The sequence below is a fragment of the Chryseobacterium sp. KBW03 genome (genome assembly GCF_003852415.1).
Lineage (GTDB): Bacteria > Bacteroidota > Bacteroidia > Flavobacteriales > Weeksellaceae > Chryseobacterium > Chryseobacterium viscerum.
Map to the genome: position 1 here is coordinate 392,506 of NZ_QAJO01000003.1, position 20,908 is coordinate 413,413.

The following is a 20,908-nucleotide window of genomic DNA, read 5'->3' on the forward strand; positions in this document are numbered from 1 at the left end:
GAAATATAGCTGATAATCGGGATTGTCTTATCCTTCGATTCTCTCTAATATTGATTAAGATGATCAATAAAATTTCGAAAACTTGAAAACAATAGTATTTAGTATCCTTTTTATGGCAGCTTCGGCAACGGCTTGTACTCAGGAGAAAAAAGAAAACTCTTCATTAGCACCATCAAAAACAAAACCCATAAATAGTATTCCGTTTTTAACTAAGCAGCATGATTTTGTTTATGTAGATAAGATAAGTTTGAAATCTGTTACCAATCAGAAATTCAAAAATGCATCTGTGTTTACACCTACAGGTTTTGCTGTGGTTGAAAATCAGAAAAATGAATATGCTGTCATCGATGAAAATGGAAAGACTGTTTTGAATTTCTCACCCAGTGAAATCAATTTAAATGTGGTGAATGGACTTACCTTTTATAAAAAAGACATTGAATACGAAAAGAAAATGCCTGCCTGGAAATGGGACTGGAATATTATGGGAGGTGACATCAAGAAAGAACAAACCTATCATAAAGTTGAGATTGGAGTGCTGGAAACCAAACAAATCTTACATCATGAAGATGTTCCGTATCTGGAGGATCATTATGACCTGAATTTTGTTTCTGTAGATGAAAACCATGTTTTTTGGAACGGAAGCCTTTACGAAATCAGAAAAGACCGCTTAGATAAAATTGAAAAAAATATTGCTGAGTTATTGGAGAACAAACGATTTCTCAAAGCTTCAAACACAAATTTTTCAATGTATGAACTGAATCAGAAAAAGCCAATTCTCAGCGGACTAAAAGGGACTGAAACTCTTTCCATCCGCTTTGGAAATGAAAATATAATATTGAATGAAGTGAATAAAGAACGCTATGAGCCGGAAGTTCCTAAACTTTTAGCAGATAGTAAAACCGGTCATATTTACCCTTTTCCGCAATATGAAAAAGTATTTCCGAAAGAAATTACCAAGGCAACAGCCACTCAAATTGATTTCATAAAAAAAACTTCCTTAGTATATTCTATTACCAATTCACCTTATTTTTTGCTGGGTGTTTTCAATTACGATCATGATGTCTGGGCCTTCGATTGGTTATATATCGATACCAAAGGAGAGGTTACAGATTCTATTGGTACCTATAATTTTAAGGTTTTGGATCAGCTCGGCAATGTGATTTGGCCCGATAGAAAAATGATTTTACCTAATGAATTCATTGAGAAAAACTGGAAATTCGGGAAAATAAATTCTTATCAGGGAATGAATGATTTATATCTTATTCCCATTGAAAACGAAAAACAATTGAGAACAAAAGGCTTGTGGAACAGCAGTAAAAAGAGCTGGGAAATAAAGCCTGAATACAACGAAATCTTGGTTTTGGATATAGAAAAACAGATCTATGCTCTTCAAAAAGAGAAAGATGGTTTGTACACACTTTATGACAATAAGACTCAAAAAAGTATTGGATCAAAAGCCTATAAGTCCATTAATTCGGATGGTTTGGTGAGTGTAAAACTTAATTCCGGGCAGGATTTATACTACTATATTGATATCTGCTCAGGAAAAGAATATAAAGAATGATTATCTGAGTATTCTTACTATTGAACAGATTAAAAATAAGTATCAGGGAGAGCAGATATTCAAAATGAAATAAACTGAAAAAACCACCAGTATCAGGGATATTTTCATCTGACACCATTGACTACCTTTGGCTCAAAGATTTGTTAAAAATAAAGTGGTGAAACATCTAATGATTTTAACCTTCTTAATTTTATAACTTTTATAGCTTTCTTTTTCACACCCAATTCAATGATAAATTCTTATTTCGAACAAACACTACAATAAAAAAGATGGGTAAAAACAATAGCCAAATAAAATTGAGTGAAGAAGAAGCTGTAAAAGTAAGCAGATAGCAGGTTTTATAAAACCATATCATTAATTTTGAAGATATAACATATTTGCAGACCTATATTTTGCAAATTGATATCAATAATGAAATAGCTGATACAATGAATAAGACTCTTACCTTAATTTTTTTTAGTTTCATGATAATATGTGTTTTCAGCTGCAAAAATCCTGAAAGAAAAAAAACAAATTTTCCAAATTATCTGAAAAATACGAATTGGATTGTAAATGTTGGAGGGCTTATTACTCCAGAAGGCGGAAAGACCTATTCCCTGTCTAAAAGAATAGACTCGGCATTAATCCTTAATTTTCATGCGGTAAACTTCTTAGATGAAGAGAAATTCAAAAGTTATGATAGCTGGCAATGCGGAAATGACTGCTTTACAGAAGTGTATGGGAGATATTATTTTACGGAAACCAACCAAATAGAAATGGAAGTGGACAGTGTGAGTAAATCGGGAACCTGTGACGCTCCAACAAAAATTTTCAAACCATCAAAAGCTATGTCTTTTGATATTGTGAAAAAAGGAGAACAGCTACAACTCATAAGAAAATAAAATGACAGACTTAATAAAAATTTTTCCGGAGTACGAAGACGTATTTTATGATGATATTGAGAATCATAAAAAATATTTCCTTCCCATTTGTTCAATTAATTTAAAAATTATTGATCCATCAGAAGATCAGTGGCTGCATATTGTGTCGGTAAAAGAGCTCTTTGATGGGCAAATTGGTGATGATGCTTCGCAATACCACACCCCGTTTACGAAAGAAGATATGATTGGCTTCGATGTTATGGACGGCAAATATAAATTTGATGCCGATTGGAAATATTTTACTATTTCCAAAGAAATTGATCCCGCCAACTATGGCGATCAATATACGGAAGAAGAAATTGAATACAGTGTGAATAGCGCCATGTATTCTCTGTTAAAAGCATACTTCAATAAAAATGGAAAACTGTATGATAAAGATTTTAACAGACCGGGATTGGAGGTAGAAGATATAAGAAGATTAGAAAGATTGCGCCAATTGACGGTACAGGATCTAGAAAATGATAAGCCTGGTGATTATCTGCGGGAAAGAATTCAGGGAAAAATATCAGGTGTATTTGATGAGATAAATTCCGATAAACTCCCTTTTGAATCATGTCAGTTTTCGGGATGTAACCTGATAAAAAAGCCCTATAAAAATGAGACAGAACTTATGGATTATATTGGATGCTTAGAAGGTTACGATTTTCAAAAATGGGCAGCAGACCAGTTATATTTATTTTACGACAAAGAATTAAAAAAGGCAGTGATCTGTTTTGAGTATACTTAATCTACCATACAAATCCTTTAGATAACACCTTCACTGGAGATTTCTGTTTAATTTCAATAAAATCATCGTAAACAGGATGTTTCAAAGCTTTACGATTTACTAATTTCAAGGAATGGCACACCGTATTTATCTATACAATTACGATCAGAAAACAGATCAATCGTTCGATACCTATTTAGGCGAGTGGAACTATGAAATTCCATTATTGCTGTATCCTCTCATCGCAGAAGATATCAAAGTGGAAGGTGTTGAGTTTTTCTCTAATAAAGAACAAGGAATTGTCCACCTGCGCTATTTTTTCAATTTGCTGGCTGATACCTACCAATTGCATTATAAAAAAGCTTACTACGAACCCGTCAACAAAATGTTTGAGTTCCTGGAGGCTTTGCCTTATGATTCCTTCGTACTGAATGCCACAGATGTGTTCAATATGAATGAAGAAAAGCATAAAGTACAGGTAAAGGAATGGCTGGTGGAAATTCAACAGAAAAACAAGCTGTATAAAAAAGCGGTGGAAACTCAGAATCTTTCATTATTAGATTCCTTGTTTTCGCGTACAGGTTATTCTTCATTTCTCGATATTTTACAAACCGACTGGATCAATTACGGACTGGGATATTTTGAGGAGCTTGCTTATAAGAAAGTAGCCTCTTCTGTATTTGAAGAAAACGGGAAATTGGGTCTGAAGGATGCAAAAGGTGCCATTTTGGCTCCGGCCATGTATGATGAAATTTTTGAAGCAGACTATCATTACGGGATATCGGTGATTCAAAAAGAAGGACTGTTCGGGTACCTGCAAAGTGACGGGAAAGAATTGGTTCCTCCAATGTATGAAGAAGCTTTTGATGTGTTCGATTTTGCACTGGAACCTTTGGGTGAAGTAAAAGTGAACGGGAAATCAGGGATTTTAAAATTGTATTCAAAAACCTGGCTGGTTCCCGCTGATTATGATGCAATCGAAAGAATAGCGTATGGGTTTTTAGGGGCGGAAAAAGAAGGGAAATTTGGAGTCTATGGCGATGAAAATAATATCATTATTCCTGTTGAAAACGAAAGCCCTTATGAGTATGATTATTTTCCAGAGTTGTTTTTCACCAAACAAAAGGGAACCAGCAAACGCAGATATTATACAAAAGAAGGACGCTATTTGGGTGATTTTTTAGAAGGCAGTATCTTAAAAACGAATACCTGTTTCTGGATTAAACCGAACAAATTTGACAAAAAAGGCAGATTGATTGATGAAAATGGCAGCCTTATAATAGATGAAGCAGATCAATTGATTTTAATAGATCATTTTGAAGCACTGGCTGTTCGTAAAGATAAAAACTGGAAGATCTATGATGCTTTGAAACATCGGTTTTTGTTAGACAATGAATATATTATTAAAGTAAAAGCAGAATCAAGTATTGGATATAAAAACAATGCTTTTATTCTGGAAACCCCAACCGGATTAGGACTTTTCGATGCAGACAATGAGAATTGGTTAATCGCTCCTCAATCGGAAATTAAAGAGATTCATTATTTGGAAAACGGATTTTTATCTGTCCAAAAAAATGAAGGATATCAATTGTTTGATTTCGAAAATGGTCTGTCGACTGAATTGTCTGACTATATTTCTAAACCTTTGAATTACAGAACGGAAGAAGGGTTGCTGTTTCTATATAAAGGGGTCAATATGTTTAGAATAAATGAAAACAGAAGCATTCAGCCGGTAGAGACAGCTGAGTATGGATCAATTTATCTGGACCGGTATTCATTCCGGGGAAAAGATTTGGAATATTTTACTTCCTTTTATAACCGTTGGAAAAACCAGGCAGGTAGTAACTTTGAACAGTTCATGGATGTTGAAATCATTAAAAAAATGGCTTTTGACGCAAAAGAAAATCAAAATTACCGGGAAGCGCTTCGCTTGTTTGAATTATCTGCTCAGAAAAACGATGTAGACAGCTGGGTAGAAATGGGGATATTACTCACCGATCCTGAAATAGAATCATTATTTAATCCACAAAAAGGGATTGCATATTACGAAAAAGCGGCACAACAAAATCACCCTGTAGCCTGGAACAATATTGGGGCTTTGTATCACAACGGGACCGGATATGCTTTTAATATCAAAAAAGCGATTCAGGCGTACGGAAAAGGCGCTGAGCTTGGTGACGGAATGGCGCTTGCCAATTTAGGTGATCTGTACTATTTTGGAGAACATGTCATACAGGATTATGATAAAGCTTTGGATTTTTATCAAAAGGCCGAAAAAAAATACTATTATAATTACGATAAAATTTCAGAAATCTATTACCAGTTAAGAGATTATAAGAACCTTTTGGTGTATTTAAAGAAAGACTATGATCAGTCTTATTCGGGGATCTATTACGGTATTATCTACGAACATGGCATGGGTGTAAAAGCCGATGCAAAGAAGGCTATTAAGTACTACGAACAGGCTAATGCTTACAATGCCTACGAATATGCTACTCAGCGGTTGGTGTACTACTACGGTGAAGATCCGGCATTTAAAAATGAAAAAAGACTTCAGAAGTGGAGATCTTTCGCTGAAGAAAATGGCTTCAAAATCAATTAGCAGGTATTTACTTATATTTACATTCTTTACTACAATACAACTTAATAAAGATAAGGGTTTGATGCACAGGTTATTGTTTATATTTATTATACTTATTTGTCCGTTTTTTGTTCAGGCACAAGATGTTTTAAACAAATTAGAAAAGGAATATAACCATGCTTCAAACAATACGGCTGAGCAGCTGAATCTGGCTCCCAAATACGCTACAGCCTTATTTTTTCATAACCTTAAATCTAAATCTTATCAGATTTTAGAAACCAACATCTCCATCGCTACAAAACAGACTGATGGGAAATACGCCACCATTTTGTATGCCGTGCAAGCCATGAATTATCGGCTTGATAATAAAGGAGCAGAATCCCAAAAAAGCCTGGACATGGCAAAAGGGTATAGTTTAAAAACGAACAGCAACGAAGCCAAAGGCTACCTGCAATATGCTAAAGGCTGGATTCTGGTACGCAATAATAAAACGACTGATGCCGTTGCTGCTTACCTTAAAGCAATAGAGTATTACGAAAATTCGCCAACAACTTCCACGCTGTACGGAAGATTTGGCAATACAGCCAAAGAGTTGTCTGCTATTTATTCCAACCTCAATGAATACCAATTGGAAGAGAAATACAGCAAACAATTTCTCCTGTTGGCATCCAAACAAAATGATCCTAATCTTATCTTCGATGCCTATATGCGAATGGGCTACGTATACGAACAAAAATACACCCAAAATTCATCGAATACAGAGTTTAGAAATAAAACAGAGCAGTATTATCTGCAGGCGATCACGACTTTCAACAAAAATAAAGAGGCTATGCTCAACAGGAGCAGTCTTTCCTATGCTGCGATCAATTTAGCCAATTTGTATACTGGTTTTGATAAGGAGAAGGCCATGCAATATGCCAGGTTAGCCAACAGCGTGAGTTTGGAAATAGGAGATCCCATCCATATCGCTTCTTCATTTGGGATTCTGGCAGAACTGGCCCTACAGGATAAAAATTATGACTTAGCTAAATCTTATTTTCTAAAAGCTTCTATGGAAATTGGGAAAAGCCCGGTCAGAGATCATAATATAGAATTGTCTATTCTTGAATCTTTATCCAGAATCAGCGAAGAGCAGGGCAATTATAAAGAGGCACTTACGTATTATAAAAGTTATGTTGACAAATACAAAAGCGTTTACGATCAGGAAAAACTGGATATTACCAAAAGATTAGAATCTCAGTTTGATAAAGAACGACAAGAGCAGAAGTATATAAAGTTGCAGCTGGAAAGTGATAAAAAAGCACAGGAAATTAAGTTGATCAACATCCTGCGGGCACAGCGTGAACAAGTGTACAACAACTTAAAACTGGTAGAAGAAAATCAACGTGAGCGACTGAAATTCTCAGAACTTGAATCGGAGAAAAAAGAGCAGCAGCTTCACTTGGCGAAATTAGAAACCCAGCAGAAGAACAACGATATCAACAACTACAAAAAACTGTTGGCGTTCAAAGAAAAGATCAATACCTATTATATTTTCTTCATTATATTCTTCATTGTGTTGATCCTCTTACTGCTTTATGCCTATAAACAACGTGCGAAGTCCATCAGGCGGAGAGATGAGCTGCATACTTTAGCCATGGAAAAAGAGAAACAAAACTCAAAAATATCTACACTTACAGCATTACTCGAAGGGCAGGAACAGGAACGTGGCCGTCTGGCCCGTGATCTCCATGACGGATTGGGAGGTCTGCTTTCAGGAACCAAACATCAGTTGTCTTATTTGAATCCTCATCAGTCCGAGAATATAGAAGAAGGGATTTCTAAATCAATTGACCAGATTGATGGTGCAGTGGAGGAGTTAAGACGTGTAGCACACAATTTAATGCCCGATTTACTAATGAAATACGGTCTGGAAATCGCCATTCAGGAGTTTGCGCTGCGTATTTCCAATAATGCATTAGAAATTCATACAGAATTTATCAATTACAGCAATTCCATTTCTCAGGAAAAGCAATTGATCATTTACAGAATCATCCAGGAATTGGTCAACAACGCCATAAAACATGCCAATACTTCCGAAATTATTATTCAGATCAGTGAGGAAGAAAATGCATTAAACCTTACCGTAGAGGACAACGGCAAAGGTTTTGACCCTGCAAGCTTGGACGAGAAAAAAACAGCCGGTTTTCACAATATAGAACTCAGAGTCCAGTTTTTAAAAGGAGCGATGAACATCACCTCCGAACTGAATATTGGAACCAGTATAGAACTTCAAATTCCTATTCATTAACATGATAAAAGTAGCCATAACAGACGATCATCCACTTCTCTTAGAAGGATTGAAGAATATTTTAGGAAACAGCAACACCATAGATGTCGTAGATTGTTTCAGAAACGTTTCAGAAATGAATACTGGCCTTGCAAAGCAAACTATTGATATTTTGTTGCTGGACATCAATCTGGTAGATACCAACAGCATTGAACTCATAAAACCTTTAAAGAAAAAATACGGAAATCTCCAGATTATTATCCTTAGCGTTCACAATGAACTGCCTGTAATCAATAGTTCTTTGGCTGAAGGTGCTTTGGGATACATTCAAAAAAATGCTTCAGTTTCTGAAATTCTGGAAGGCATTACTGCCGTATATGAAGGGAATCGGTTTTTATGCTCACAAACCAGGTCTGTTCTGGAGAAAAAATCGGTGGATGGATTAAACCAGGTCCCGAAATTGACAAGAAGAGAAAAAGAAATTCTGGGGGAAGCAGCAAGAGGGCTTACCACCAATCAAATGGCAGAAAAGCTCTTTATAAGCCCGCATACGGTAGAGAGCCACAGAAAAAATCTTATTGAGAAATTTCAAACATCCAATCTTAGCTCAGCGATAAAATTAGCGATAGAATACGGTTTGATTATCGCATAAAAATATTCATTCCACAAAAAAGGCCTGCTTTCATTACGGAAGCAGACCTTTTTTTATATAATCAAATAATTTAGGTGTGTAGCATTAATCTTTGAATTTCAACGCAGCCTGAAACAGGTTTTTCTTTCCTATTAAATCATACTCGTCGTTATATTCAGGCTGATACATTAATAGGTAAACGCTGCCGTCAAAATCTTTTAAATTGATGGGCTGATCCACCATGATATCATAAAACCTTGTAATAGTACGGGTAGCTGTCCACTGTTTGATGTTACCTTTAGGATTTTTATCGAATCTATGGTCTCTCGCGTCTGTATAATACCAATATGAAGGCGCAGAATCCATCAGAAACATTTCTTTGTCCTTGTTATACAGTTCCTCCGCCATTCCCGTATTCTGAAACCAGGGAACCTCGGTATTGAAAAGACCTAAAGCTCCGGCATAAATATCCTTATTCGTGGTGGCTCCCACTAAAAATCCCTCCAGATTGGTAGAGGTAATTTCGAACAGGAATGTAGATTTTTTCAGTTCATAAACATCATTCACGGGCTCAATCACTTTTCCATCCTGTTTTATAACTACTTTTAATGATTGCGCGAAAGTCACAAAACTTAGTAAACAAAAAAGGAGTGTTAAACTTAATTTTTTCATTGTATCTCTTTAAATAATTGCAGCAAAGATATTAGACTTTATTCCCTTAGACACTCGCTGGTTTCAGGGGTTTTTATCTTATTGATAGATATTAAAATGTATCCTTACTTAAAACAAATTAGCCTTCAGTTGAATTTTGATAAAAGCCGTTTTCTGTTTTTTACCATTGGCTGAAGCAGAATTGAGTGGATAAACTTCTGCATAAAAGGTCTCATTATCTGTCCAGAATGCCTTTTTTTCATCGGCTATTTTGAAATTGGTGAAATTGGCATACAAAAGGTTCTCCTGTCTTTTGGTTTGTGGTAAGTATTGGGTGATCACAAAATTACTCCCCACATCATTATTGGATGAGATGCAGGTGACCCAGCTCTTAGTGGGTAGAATCTGTGGATAACCCTGTGTACCCAATTCAAACATGGGTGCATTTTTTATATTGTAAAAAGAATAGAAAGAATCTACGGCTTCATCAGTATTTTCTTTGAAAACCTCCAGGTTTAAGAAAGGTGATCGTCCTACATATTCATTAGCAAGTGGTCCGGTCTCTGTAGATATATTTTCATGTTGTGTGATAACCTCTTTTCTGCTATTGTCAGTGTATACCCAGTTACCATCCTGCAGCTGTACATTCGGATTTTTTACCAGCGCTTCACCGATTCGGTTTTTTAAGCTTGCTTTAAATTCCTGCTCTGAAATCTCAGCAATTGTTCCGTATTTGCTAAAAGATTTATTCTTAAAATCGTCAGATTTTTTAAATGTACTGCTTCTGATCTCATAAAGATCCACCCCTTTTAAAGTCAGTTCAAATGATGCCTTGAATTCTGATTTCAAAACAAAAGCTTCAATGCTGTTTGAAATATTATTATCAATGCTGTAATGAATGGAGTAGAAGTCCTCAAACTCTTCAAATCCATAATAATTATGAAGTTTATGATAAGCTATTTTCAGATGAGCAGCATCTTTGCTTGGAGTTACAAAAAACTGTATAGAATCCAGCTTGGTGAATAACTGAAAGGGGACGTCCTGTACATTATCTACTCCTTTTATTTTTTTGAAATCAGCAAAGGTTATTGTTTTTTGCTTAACTTCAGTTTCCGTCTTGTTGGTTTCTGACATTTTATTCTGTTGGTTACAGCCCACAAAAACAACCATAGATGATATAAAGAATTGATTTAAGAATTTCATTTTTATATTTTTTGGCAAATGTATCAGTATTCAGACCAGCAGCCAACAAAACCGCCTAAAATAGGGAATAAATGGCTGAAAACAGGGATATATCAAACGATAGAATTTGAACAATTTTACAAAGCGATACACTAAGTATTGTAAATTATTTTTATAAAAATGAAAAACGTAATAATCAGCTTTTCAGTTGTCATGGCTTTATTAGCTTCCTGTTCACCCGCTACAGAAAAAAAAGTGAAAAAAAATGCTTCTCCAGATGTAAAAACAGCTCCGGTTTCTAAAACTGATCCGGAAAAGAAGGACATACCAAAATTAGAAGTGCCCGGTGATTTTACATCATTAGTTCCTATTGATGTATTGAATAGTAAAAGTACAAATGTGTATGAAAAATATGGGATTGAGTTCTCAGGTAACTGCTATTCATGCGATTTAGCAAGTTTGTCCATCACAAAGAATAAAATAAGATGGACGAATGTCTGTGATGAAAAGGACGTCTTTGAAATTCACGATTTTTCATATTCTATAGAAGGAAATAAAACTATTTTTAAAACCCCGGAAAGAACTTATACTTTAATTCAAATAGATAAATCTCCGGTTTACGAACTTATTATAGAAGGTCAGAAACTGGAAATGAAAAACAAAAGAATATCCACCTATTTCACCACCCAAAAAGCTTTGCCTCTTTTTACAGAGCATGATTGTGGTGATTTTGAAGGATAATAGAATTTTATAAATTTCTGTGAGAAGATTATCGTTGATTCAGGCGGTAGAGTAGCCTGAATCAACGGTTTCTATAATTTCCCTGAAAATTGTACAACAAAAAAACCTCAAATTGCTTTGAGGTTTATATGTAAAATAATGATTTAATTATTTTGCTGGTTTTTTAGGACTCATCATCATAATCATCCTTTTTCCTTCAAGCTTAGGAAGCTGATCTACTTTACCAACATGCTCCAATTCCTGAGCAAGTTTTAAAAGCAAAATTTCTCCCTGGTCCTTAAAGATAATCGAACGTCCTTTAAAAAATACGTAGGTTTTTAATTTTGAACCTTCTTCAAGGAATTTTTCAGCATGCTTCTTCTTGAATTCATAATCGTGATCATCAGTCTGAGGTCCGAAACGGATCTCTTTTACAACCACTTTTACTTGCTTAGCTTTAAGTTCCTTTTGTTTTTTCTTTTGCTCATACAAGAATTTTTTATATTCTAATATTCTTGCAATAAAAGGTTCTGCTTTATCAGAAATTACTACTAAATCCAACTCCTGATCCGCTGCAATCTGTCTTGCTTTGTCAATTGGATAAATTCCTGGCTCTACGTTATCGCCCACCAAACGAAGCTCTCTCACACGAATTTTATCGTTGATCAAGTGTAAGTCCTCCTGTACAGGACGTCTTTGTGGGCCCCTGTTGTTAAATCTTTGTGCTATTGTATTATAATTTTATTGGTTAATTACTTAATTTAATTGATTTAAATATTTAAAAATTGAAAGATCCCATTTATTTTTGAATCCTTCAATCTTTTAATTTAAATTTATATTGCTGCCTCTTTTTTGAAGTAAGCTACAAAATCTTCTAGTTTCATCACTCCAAGATCTCCTTCTCCACGTCTTCTTACAGAAATCGTGCCTTCTTTTTCTTCATTTTCCCCTACTACAAGCATAAAAGGAATCTTCTTCAATTCAGCATCACGGATTTTTTTACCTGTCTTCTCGTTTCTGTCATCAATCTGACCGCTAATATCGTGATTTTCCAAAAATTCTGAAACTTTTTTCGAATAATCTACATATTTTTCACTGATTGGTAGAATAATAAACTGATCCGGGCTCAGCCATAATGGGAAATCACCTGCCGTGTTTTCTAACAAAATAGCGATGAAACGCTCCATAGAACCGAAAGGTGCTCTGTGGATCATTACCGGTCTGTGTTTTTCGTTATCATTTCCGATATAATGAAGATCGAACCTTTCCGGTAGGTTATAATCTACCTGAATGGTTCCCAGCTGCCATTTTCTTCCTAAAGCATCTTTCACCATGAAGTCAAGTTTAGGACCATAGAATGCTGCTTCACCGTACTCGATAACAGTTTTTAAGCCTTTCTTTTGAGCAGCATTGATGATGGCACTTTCTGCTTTCTCCCAGTTCTCATCAGAACCGATATATTTTTCTTTGTTTTCAGGATCTCTTAATGAAACCTGAGTAACAAAATCTTCAAAACCTAGAGATTTGAAAACATAAAGAGTCAAGTCAATTACTTTTTCAAATTCTTCAGATAGCTGATCCGGAGTACAGAAAAGGTGAGCATCATCCTGAGTAAACCCACGAACTCTTGTTAAGCCGTGAAGCTCTCCGCTTTGCTCATATCTGTATACGGTACCGAACTCTGCATATCTCTTTGGCAAGTCTCTGTAGCTCCATTGTGAAGTCTTGTAAATTTCACAGTGGTGAGGACAGTTCATTGGCTTCAGCAAAAACTCTTCTCCTTCGTTCGGAGTTTTGATCGGCTGGAAGCTGTCTGCTCCATATTTATCCCAGTGACCAGAAGTTACGTATAATTCTTTAGATCCAATATGTGGAGACATTACAAATTCATACCCTCCTTTTTTCTGAGCTTCTGAAAGGAAGTTTTCCAGTTTTCTTCTTAAAGCAGTACCTTTTGGCAGCCATAGTGGTAAACCGGCACCTACTTTTTCAGAAAATGCAAAAATTCCAAGTTCTTTACCTAATTTTCTGTGATCTCTTCTTTTTGCCTCTTCCAATCTTTCAAGATATTCAGTAAGATCTTTCTGTTTAGGGAAAGAAATACCATATACTCTTGTCAATTGTGGGTTCTTTTCATTTCCTCTCCAATAGGCTCCTGCTGCATTTAAAATTTTAACCGCTTTTACAATTCCTGTATTTGGAATGTGACCACCACGACATAAATCTGTGAAATTATCGTGCGTTACAAAAGTGATTTCTCCGTCATTAAGATTAGAGATCAATTCTACTTTGTACGGGTTGTCTGCATATGTTTTTAAAGCTTCATCTTTAGAAACCGGATATAAAGAGAAAGTAGAACCTTTCTTCGCATTTTCTAAGATCTTTTTCTCAATCTTTTCAAAATCTTTTTCAGATAAGTTTTCATCCCCGAAATCTACATCATAATAGAATCCGCTTTCAATGGCAGGCCCGATGGTCAACTTAGCATTAGGATAAAATTCAAGGATTGCCTGCGCCAAAAGGTGGGCAGAAGAGTGCCAGAAAGCCTTCTTTCCAAGATCATCATTCCATGTCAATAGCTGTACCGTAGAATCCGTGGTTATAGGTGTGGTCGTTTCTACTTGTTTGTCATTAACAATTGCGGAAATGGTGTTTCTAGCCAATCCCTCGCTTATAGATTTTGCCACATCTAGTGGAGTCACTGCTCCCTCGAATTCTTTGACACTATTGTCTGGAAGTGTAATTTTTATCATTGTTTACTAAGAAATTTTAAGATGCAAAAATACGGAATTTTTAGATAATATACTATATTAGCCTATATATTTAGAATGAGAATTAATATTTAAAAATAGAAAGACAGTGGAAATTTTGGTCACATTGAATTCTATATTCATTTTTTTACAGAAAATATCTCTGATTTTTTATGGTTTTAAACCTAAATATTAAGACTCTTTTTATTTCGTAATTCTTTTAAAATAAACAAATTACAATTTATTATGAATACCGTAAATATTGATCTTCACTGCGATTTATTGTATTACCTCTTAAGTCCTGATGCTGCTATTGACGACAAAGAAATTGGATGCTCACTGCCTTATTTACAGGAAGGCAATGTAAAACTTCAGGTGATGGCGATATATGCAGGAACAGGGGCAAACAGTACAGGTTATGGGCTGGAACAAAGTAAATTATTTGCAAATCTTATCAAAAATGAAAACTTTTTCCTCTTTGATCATGATCATTACAACGCTCCGCAAAATAAAAATCGGGTAGGAGTCATTGCTTCTATTGAAAATGCATCCGCTTTCTGTGATGAAGATCAAAGCCTGGAATCCGGGTTCAAAAACCTGGAAACCATTATTCAGAACACAGAGAAGGTCTTTTATATCGGGATTACCCATCACCTTGAAAATCGTTTCGGCGGAGGAAATAGTGCTGCGGCAGGTTTAAAGGAAGATGGAAAAGTGCTGATCGATTATATTGCTGACAGAAAAATTGCTATTGATCTGGCACATACAAGTGACCAGCTGGCTTATGATATTTTCAATTATATTGACCAGCGAAATTACTCAATTCCTATTCTGGCAAGCCATTCCAATTACAGAAGCGTTTATAAAAACAACAGAAATCTTCCTGATGAGCTGGCTAAGGAAGTCATTACAAGAAAAGGTCTGATCGGGCTTAATTTTATCAAAGATTATGTTGATATTCACCATCCTGAAAGACTTTATGAACATATTCAATATGGACTGGATCTTGGAGGTGAAGACTGTATTGCCTATGGAGCCGATTATTTTTATTGGAAAGATCATCCGGACAAAGCGCGTCATCCTTTTTTCTTTCCTGAGCATTCCAATGCTTCAGTATATCCCGCAATCAATCATGAAATTGAACAACGTTTTTCATCTGAATTGGTAGAAAAAATCAGTCATAGAAATGTTTTGAATTTTTTAGAACGTATTTATAAATAATACAATTAATAAGATCATTTTATTCTCTCGCTCATTGAGCAAATTAAGCAGATCTTTTTATGCACATCTGCGAAATCAACTCAATCAGCGAGAGATTATTTTTAAAATAAATTGATCATTTTCAATATTTGATTTTACATTAAATAATATCGTGTAACTTGTTGTAATCATGTGTTTTGTATTATTTTATTTAATGCTTTCTTTTATACTTTACTTTCTGTTTGATGATTTCAATTACATCTACATTCTGGACTTTAGATTTGATCCATCCATGAATATCAATATAAAATAATGACCGTCTGTAATACTCGTTATTGGAAAATTCTTCCAGCTTTTTATCAAAACTTTCAAAAGCTTTCTGTCTTTGATTCAACACCTGATTATTAAGATTCTTAAAAAACTGAATGCTTTCAAAATGGAAGTCTTCCGGCTTTTTCATTTTTTTCGCAAACTTCAATGTTGAGGCAATAAATTCATCATAATCCTCATCATTTCCGGACTCATACTTCGCCATTAAAATCAAAATGCGGGTATGAAACAATAGATCTTCCTGTACATTTCCTTTTGATTCTATCACTCTCATAGAATATTCAATCGATTTTTCAAACATTTTACTGCCGAAAAACATCGCTGCCATTTTAAGGTAGAGAATCATAAAGTGGTGTTCGTCAATTCTTTCTCTGAGTTTTTCCATTTTTAATTCCACTTCAGGAATAAGCTTGGTTCCCGTGAAAAATTCACCTTTTACAAAGTGAATATTCATCAGTGTATTGTAGTGGGTAAGGAAAATAAGAGATTGCAGGTTTTCATTCTGTGCAAAATTCTCAGCATTGACCATCTTATTAAAGTTGGCAAAATGCTCTTCCAGAATGTCAATATTTCCATACAGAAACAGAATTTTCAGCAGATACGTATTGCCTTTGATATACCAAACCGGGTGGCTGAAGATCATTTCAGGCTTCTTATGAAAAAGATCGACCCATTGATACGCATATTTCAAGGTGTATTTATAATCCTGTAAAAGCTGGTTTTTCCAGACATGGGCCTTATAATACCAAAGCTTTTCAGTAAAATTCAGTTTCTCCGGGCTTATATTTTTAATCTGAGCATTGAAAACATCCATCACTTCCTGCCGGTCTGTATCATTTTTTACATAGCCATGGGTAAGCATTTCGCTGTATAATTTCAGCGAAAGATTAGATAATTTTGTGGTATATCGGTTCTGTTTGCTTATTTCCTGAGATTGTTTGATGAGCTCTTCAGCACGTCCTTCAATACTTCGTGTAATAAACTGTGATTCAATTACTTTTTCGAGATCTATGATTTCAGAGGCAATGCTTTTTTCATCCAGTTCGAGGGCAGACTGCTTGGTTTTATCTAATATTTTTAAAGCCTGCTTATAAAGCCCTTTTTGGTAGAGGATATTGGCGAAATCCAACTGTTCTCGGAGCTGAATTCTATAATTCTGATGACTGGGGTTCATACGGAGACTTACCAGAACCTGCTTGTAAAGGTGGGCTTTAAGATTGGAAAGTTGCTGCTTTGTAGAGATTTTTTTCTCAATAATTACACTTTCATCATATTCCTTCATCTTGTCTATTTCGGAAAATAACAGGAGAAATTTGGCATCTACGTTGATTCCGAGACGGTTTACATATAACTTAAACTGTCGTTTTTCTGAGGTGGTCAATGACTTTACCAATACAAACAAAAAATCTTTCTGCAATTCTGCCATTGTAAATTTTTATAAATTAAAATACTGACTAATAAATGAATACGATCATTTTTTCAACTGTTGAATATTGTAGTTTTCACAAAAAGTGAAAATCAAAAAATATTGCAAGCTGTAGTTTTGAACCAAAATTAAGTAAAAAACTTCACTTATGAATTCCGATAAAATTGAAATTTTTGATACAACACTGAGAGATGGGGAGCAGGTTCCGGGATGTAAACTCAACACGGAACAAAAACTGATTATTGCTGAAAGGCTTGATGGGCTGGGGATTGATATCATTGAAGCAGGATTTCCGATTTCCAGTCCTGGAGATTTTGAATCTGTTTCTGAAATTTCAAAACTGGTGAAAAATGCAAAAGTATGTGGATTGACAAGAGCAAACAAGAAAGATATTGATGTAGCTGCAGAAGCATTGAAATTTGCCAAAAGACCAAGAATACACACCGGAATCGGAACTTCTGATTCTCATATCAGATATAAATTCAATTCAACAAGAGAAGATATCATTGATAGAGCAGCAGATGCAGTTCGATATGCAAAAAGTTATGTGGAAGACGTAGAATTTTATGCTGAAGATGCCGGAAGAACGGATAATGATTATCTGGCACAGGTATGTGAAGCTGTAATTAAGGCTGGAGCTACGGTGTTAAATATTCCCGATACCACAGGATATTGTCTTCCAGAAGAGTATGGACAGAAAATAAAATACCTGCGAGAAAATGTAAAAGGAATTGAAAAAGCGGTTTTGTCATGTCATTGTCACAATGATCTTGGGCTGGCTACTGCCAATTCTATTGCCGGAGCTATCAATGGTGCCCGTCAGATCGAATGTACCATCAACGGGTTGGGAGAAAGAGCAGGAAATACGGCATTAGAAGAAGTCGTCATGATTTTAAAACAGCATAAAAATCTAAATCTGCATACAGATGTCAATTCCAGAATGTTAAATGAAATGAGTACAATGGTATCTGAACTGATGGGGATGTCTGTGCAGCCTAATAAAGCTATTGTAGGGGCTAATGCATTTGCCCACAGCTCGGGAATTCATCAGGATGGGGTCATCAAAAACAGAGAAACTTATGAAATCATTGATCCCGCTGAAGTAGGAGTGAATGCATCTTCTATCATTCTTACTGCAAGAAGCGGACGTTCAGCATTGGCATACCGCTTTAAAAATATCGGGTATGATATTACCAAAAATGAACTTGACTATTTATATCAGGAATTTTTGAAAATTGCTGACCTTAAAAAAGAAATAGGCAACGATGACCTGAGCATAATGATGGATTCTTTCAGCAGAAAAATAGGGTAAGGTTTGATTTAAATCAAGATAAAGTAAACAATGGACAGTAATAAAAAGACACTTTTCGATAAAGTTTGGGACGCTCACGTAGTAGAAACTATTCCTGACGGACCCCAGATTATTTACATAGACAAACACCTTATCCATGAGGTAACGAGCCCTCAGGCTTTTGCAGAACTTGAGTCCAGAAACCTGGAAGTATTCAGGCCGGAACAGATTGTAGCAACAGCCGATCATAATGTACCCACTTTACATCAGGAGCAGCCCATCAGGGATGATCTTTCAAGAAATCAGGTAGAGCAGCTTACCGAAAACTGTAAGAAAAACAATATTGAACTCTTCGGATTGGGGCATCAATACCAGGGAATTGTTCATATCATTGCTCCGGAACTGGGAATTACACAACCGGGAATGAGTATTGTTTGTGGTGACAGCCATACTTCTACCCACGGAGCATTCGGATCTATTGCTTTTGGGATTGGAACGAGTCAGGTAGCGCAGGTTTTTGCCAGCCAATGTCTGCTTCTCAACAAGCCGAAATCTATGAGAATTACTGTGACGGGTACTTTGAATGAAAATGTTCAGTCTAAGGATGTTATTCTTTATATCATTTCAAAAATAGGAACAGATGGTGGCACAGGATATTTCTGTGAATATGCTGGAAATGTATTTGAAGAAATGTCGATGGAAGGAAGAATGACCGTATGCAATATGAGTATTGAAATGGGTGCCAGAGGCGGAATGATTGCTCCTGATGAAACGACTTTTGAATATGTTAAAGATAAAAAATTCGCTCCACAAGGTGAAGAGTGGGAAGAGAAAGTAGAGTATTGGAGAACCCTGAAAACAGATGATGGGGCTATTTTCGATAAAGAGCTCAGCTTTGATGCTGCAGACATCTATCCGATGATTACCTACGGAACAAACCCGGGGATGGGGATTTCTATCCGTGAAGTTATTCCGGCTCCCCAGAGTGAGTCTGAAGAGAAGGCGTTACGATATATGGGACTGGAAGCGGGTCAGGAACTATCCAATATAAAAGTCAATTATGTATTTATTGGAAGCTGTACCAATGCAAGAATAGAGGATTTCCGTTCAGCAGCTCAGTATATAAAAGGAAAAAGTAAGTCTGAAGCAGTGAAAGCTCTCATAGTACCTGGATCTCAGCAGGTTGTTAAGCAGATCTATGAAGAAGGACTAGATAAGATATTCAATGAAGCGGGATTTCAGATCCGTCAGCCGGGATGTTCAGCGTGTCTGGCGATGAATGATGATAAGATTCCTGAAGGAGAATATTGTGTATCCACTTCCAACAGAAACTTTGAAGGGAGGCAGGGACAAGGAGCAAGAACCATTCTTGCCAGTCCGCTTACCGCAGCAAAAGCAGCGATAGAAGGTAAAATTTCCGCTTTTGAAAGTGTACACTAAAAAGGAATTTTAAAATATGTTTTGAACTGAAGGATAAAAAAGAAAACTTTTGTGTCTTTGTGGTTTAAAGTCTAACAATATAGAATACATGCAAAAATTAGTTATTATAAAATCCACTGCAGTTCCATTGCCGGCAGAAAATATAGATACAGATCAGATTATTCCGGCAAGGTTTCTGAAAAGTATAGACAGAAAAGGGTTTGGTGAGAATCTGTTCAGAGACTGGAGGTTCAATATTCATACAGGTGAACCGAATCCTGACTTTGTTTTAAACAATCCTAAATTCAGTGGTGAGATTCTGGTGGCAGGAAATAATTTCGGTTGCGGAAGCAGTCGTGAACATGCTGCCTGGTCTTTAACGGATTATGGCTTTAAAGTAATTGTTTCCAGCTATTTTGCGGATATCTTCAAAGGGAATGCTTTGAATAACGGACTTCTTCCTGTAAAAGTTTCTGAAGAGTTTTTAAAAGAAATTTTAGAAGGAATCAATGAAAATCCAGACAATGAAATTGCTATTGATGTAGAATTGCAGTCTGTCAGCTTTAAAGATACCACCGAAACCTTTGAGATTGATTCTTATAAGAAAATATGCCTTTTAAACGGCTATGACGATATTGATTTTTTAATCAGCAGAAAACAGGCGATTACAAAGTTTGAACTAAAGACACAAAAAACAAATGAACGACAATTATTTTAAAATCGCGGTTCTTCCCGGAGATGGGATCGGCCCGGAAATCATCAGCGAAAGCATTAAAATATTAGATGTTATTGCTGAAGCTTTTCAATGTAAATTCCATTTTGATTATGGATTAATCGGTGCAGAAGCTATTTTTAAAACAGGAAATCCTTTACCGGATGAGACCCTGAAAATCTGTAAAGAATCTGATGCTGTTCTCTTTGGGGCTATCGGAGATCCGATTTTTGATAATAATCCGGAAGCAAAAGTAAGACCTGAACAAGGGTTGTTAAAACTTCGCAAAGAGCTGGGATTGTTTGCCAATATCCGACCTTTGAAAACGTATGCCTCTTTAATTGATAAGAGCCCGCTCAAAAGAGAAATTATTGAAGGAGCGGATATTCAGATCTTCAGAGAACTGGTAAGTGGAATTTATTTTGGTGAAAAATTTACAGATCCGGAAGGAGCTTATGCCTATGACGTATGTAAATACAGCCGTGAAGATATTATTCCGATTGCTCATATGGCATTTCAGGAAGCACAGAAAAGAAATAAAAAGCTTACGCTTATA

Annotated in this window: 17 protein-coding genes; 12 read left to right on the plus strand and 5 right to left on the minus strand. The window is 35.7% G+C overall.

Going from position 1 to position 20,908, the window contains the following annotated elements; translation table 11 throughout:
- Positions 1-82: 82 nt before the first annotated feature.
- From DBR39_RS05670 to DBR39_RS05695, 6 genes are all read left to right on the plus strand, one after another.
- Complete coding sequence (locus DBR39_RS05670) at positions 83-1,564, plus strand: hypothetical protein (RefSeq protein WP_228447771.1); 1,482 nt, start codon at positions 83-85, stop codon at positions 1,562-1,564.
- Positions 1,565-1,992: 428 nt separating this feature from the next.
- Positions 1,993-2,445 carry a hypothetical protein gene (locus DBR39_RS05675; RefSeq protein WP_124531257.1) on the plus strand — a complete coding sequence of 151 codons (453 nt, stop codon included), beginning with the start codon at positions 1,993-1,995 and terminating at the stop codon, positions 2,443-2,445.
- 1 nt (position 2,446) lies between these two features.
- Positions 2,447-3,211, plus strand: coding sequence for a hypothetical protein (locus tag DBR39_RS05680; RefSeq protein WP_124531259.1), 765 nt, complete (start codon positions 2,447-2,449; stop codon positions 3,209-3,211).
- Positions 3,212-3,323: 112 nt separating this feature from the next.
- Positions 3,324-5,792, plus strand: coding sequence for a tetratricopeptide repeat protein (locus DBR39_RS05685; protein WP_124531261.1), 2,469 nt, complete (start codon positions 3,324-3,326; stop codon positions 5,790-5,792).
- Complete coding sequence (locus DBR39_RS05690; RefSeq protein WP_228447772.1) at positions 5,731-8,061, plus strand: tetratricopeptide repeat-containing sensor histidine kinase; 2,331 nt, start codon at positions 5,731-5,733, stop codon at positions 8,059-8,061. Before DBR39_RS05685 ends, DBR39_RS05690 begins: the two co-directional genes overlap by 62 nt.
- Before the next feature lies 1 nt (position 8,062).
- Positions 8,063-8,692 carry a response regulator transcription factor gene (locus tag DBR39_RS05695; RefSeq protein ID WP_124531263.1) on the plus strand — a complete coding sequence of 210 codons (630 nt, stop codon included), beginning with the start codon at positions 8,063-8,065 and terminating at the stop codon, positions 8,690-8,692.
- A gap of 84 nt (positions 8,693-8,776) precedes the next feature.
- Here DBR39_RS05695 and DBR39_RS05700 read toward each other — a convergent pair whose 3' ends face one another.
- Positions 8,777-9,343, minus strand: a complete 567-nt coding sequence (locus DBR39_RS05700; RefSeq protein WP_124531265.1) for a hypothetical protein — start codon at positions 9,341-9,343, stop codon at positions 8,777-8,779.
- 108 nt (positions 9,344-9,451) lie between these two features.
- Positions 9,452-10,525 carry a resolvase gene (locus DBR39_RS05705; RefSeq protein ID WP_124531267.1) on the minus strand — a complete coding sequence of 358 codons (1,074 nt, stop codon included), beginning with the start codon at positions 10,523-10,525 and terminating at the stop codon, positions 9,452-9,454.
- Between the two features lie 159 nt (positions 10,526-10,684).
- Between DBR39_RS05705 and DBR39_RS05710 the strand changes: the two genes are divergently transcribed.
- Entirely contained in the window at positions 10,685-11,245 is a 561-nt protein-coding gene (locus tag DBR39_RS05710) for a hypothetical protein (RefSeq protein WP_124531269.1), read from the plus strand.
- Positions 11,246-11,392: 147 nt separating this feature from the next.
- On the opposite strand, the gene infC is transcribed toward DBR39_RS05710, so the two are convergent.
- Positions 11,393-11,893, minus strand: a complete 501-nt coding sequence (gene infC, locus DBR39_RS05715) for a translation initiation factor IF-3 (RefSeq protein ID WP_185097810.1) — start codon at positions 11,891-11,893, stop codon at positions 11,393-11,395.
- Between the two features lie 164 nt (positions 11,894-12,057).
- On the minus strand, positions 12,058-13,977 hold the full coding sequence (thrS, locus tag DBR39_RS05720) for a threonine--tRNA ligase (protein ID WP_124531271.1): 1,920 nt from the start codon (positions 13,975-13,977) through the stop codon (positions 12,058-12,060).
- 243 nt (positions 13,978-14,220) lie between these two features.
- Here thrS and DBR39_RS05725 point away from each other — a divergent pair, with 243 nt between their 5' ends.
- The gene (locus DBR39_RS05725) at positions 14,221-15,195 is read left to right on the plus strand and encodes a dipeptidase (RefSeq protein WP_124531273.1); all 975 of its coding nucleotides are present in this window, start codon (positions 14,221-14,223) and stop codon (positions 15,193-15,195) included.
- Positions 15,196-15,385: 190 nt separating this feature from the next.
- Here DBR39_RS05725 and DBR39_RS05730 read toward each other — a convergent pair whose 3' ends face one another.
- The gene (locus DBR39_RS05730; RefSeq protein WP_124531275.1) at positions 15,386-16,930 is read right to left on the minus strand and encodes a hypothetical protein; all 1,545 of its coding nucleotides are present in this window, start codon (positions 16,928-16,930) and stop codon (positions 15,386-15,388) included.
- A 148-nt stretch (positions 16,931-17,078) separates the two neighbouring features.
- Between DBR39_RS05730 and DBR39_RS05735 the strand changes: the two genes are divergently transcribed.
- The 4 genes from DBR39_RS05735 to DBR39_RS24455 form a co-directional block, all read left to right on the plus strand.
- Positions 17,079-18,242: a 2-isopropylmalate synthase gene (locus DBR39_RS05735; RefSeq protein WP_124531278.1), complete on the plus strand. Its 1,164-nt coding sequence runs from the start codon at positions 17,079-17,081 to the stop codon at positions 18,240-18,242.
- Positions 18,243-18,272: 30 nt separating this feature from the next.
- The gene (leuC, locus tag DBR39_RS05740; RefSeq protein WP_124531280.1) at positions 18,273-19,661 is read left to right on the plus strand and encodes a 3-isopropylmalate dehydratase large subunit; all 1,389 of its coding nucleotides are present in this window, start codon (positions 18,273-18,275) and stop codon (positions 19,659-19,661) included.
- Positions 19,662-19,749: 88 nt separating this feature from the next.
- On the plus strand, positions 19,750-20,358 hold the full coding sequence (gene leuD, locus DBR39_RS05745) for a 3-isopropylmalate dehydratase small subunit (RefSeq protein WP_124531282.1): 609 nt from the start codon (positions 19,750-19,752) through the stop codon (positions 20,356-20,358).
- The coding region (locus tag DBR39_RS24455; RefSeq protein ID WP_262697054.1) for an isocitrate/isopropylmalate family dehydrogenase at positions 20,339-20,908 on the plus strand (570 nt) is incomplete at its 3' end. The genes leuD and DBR39_RS24455, both read left to right, overlap by 20 nt.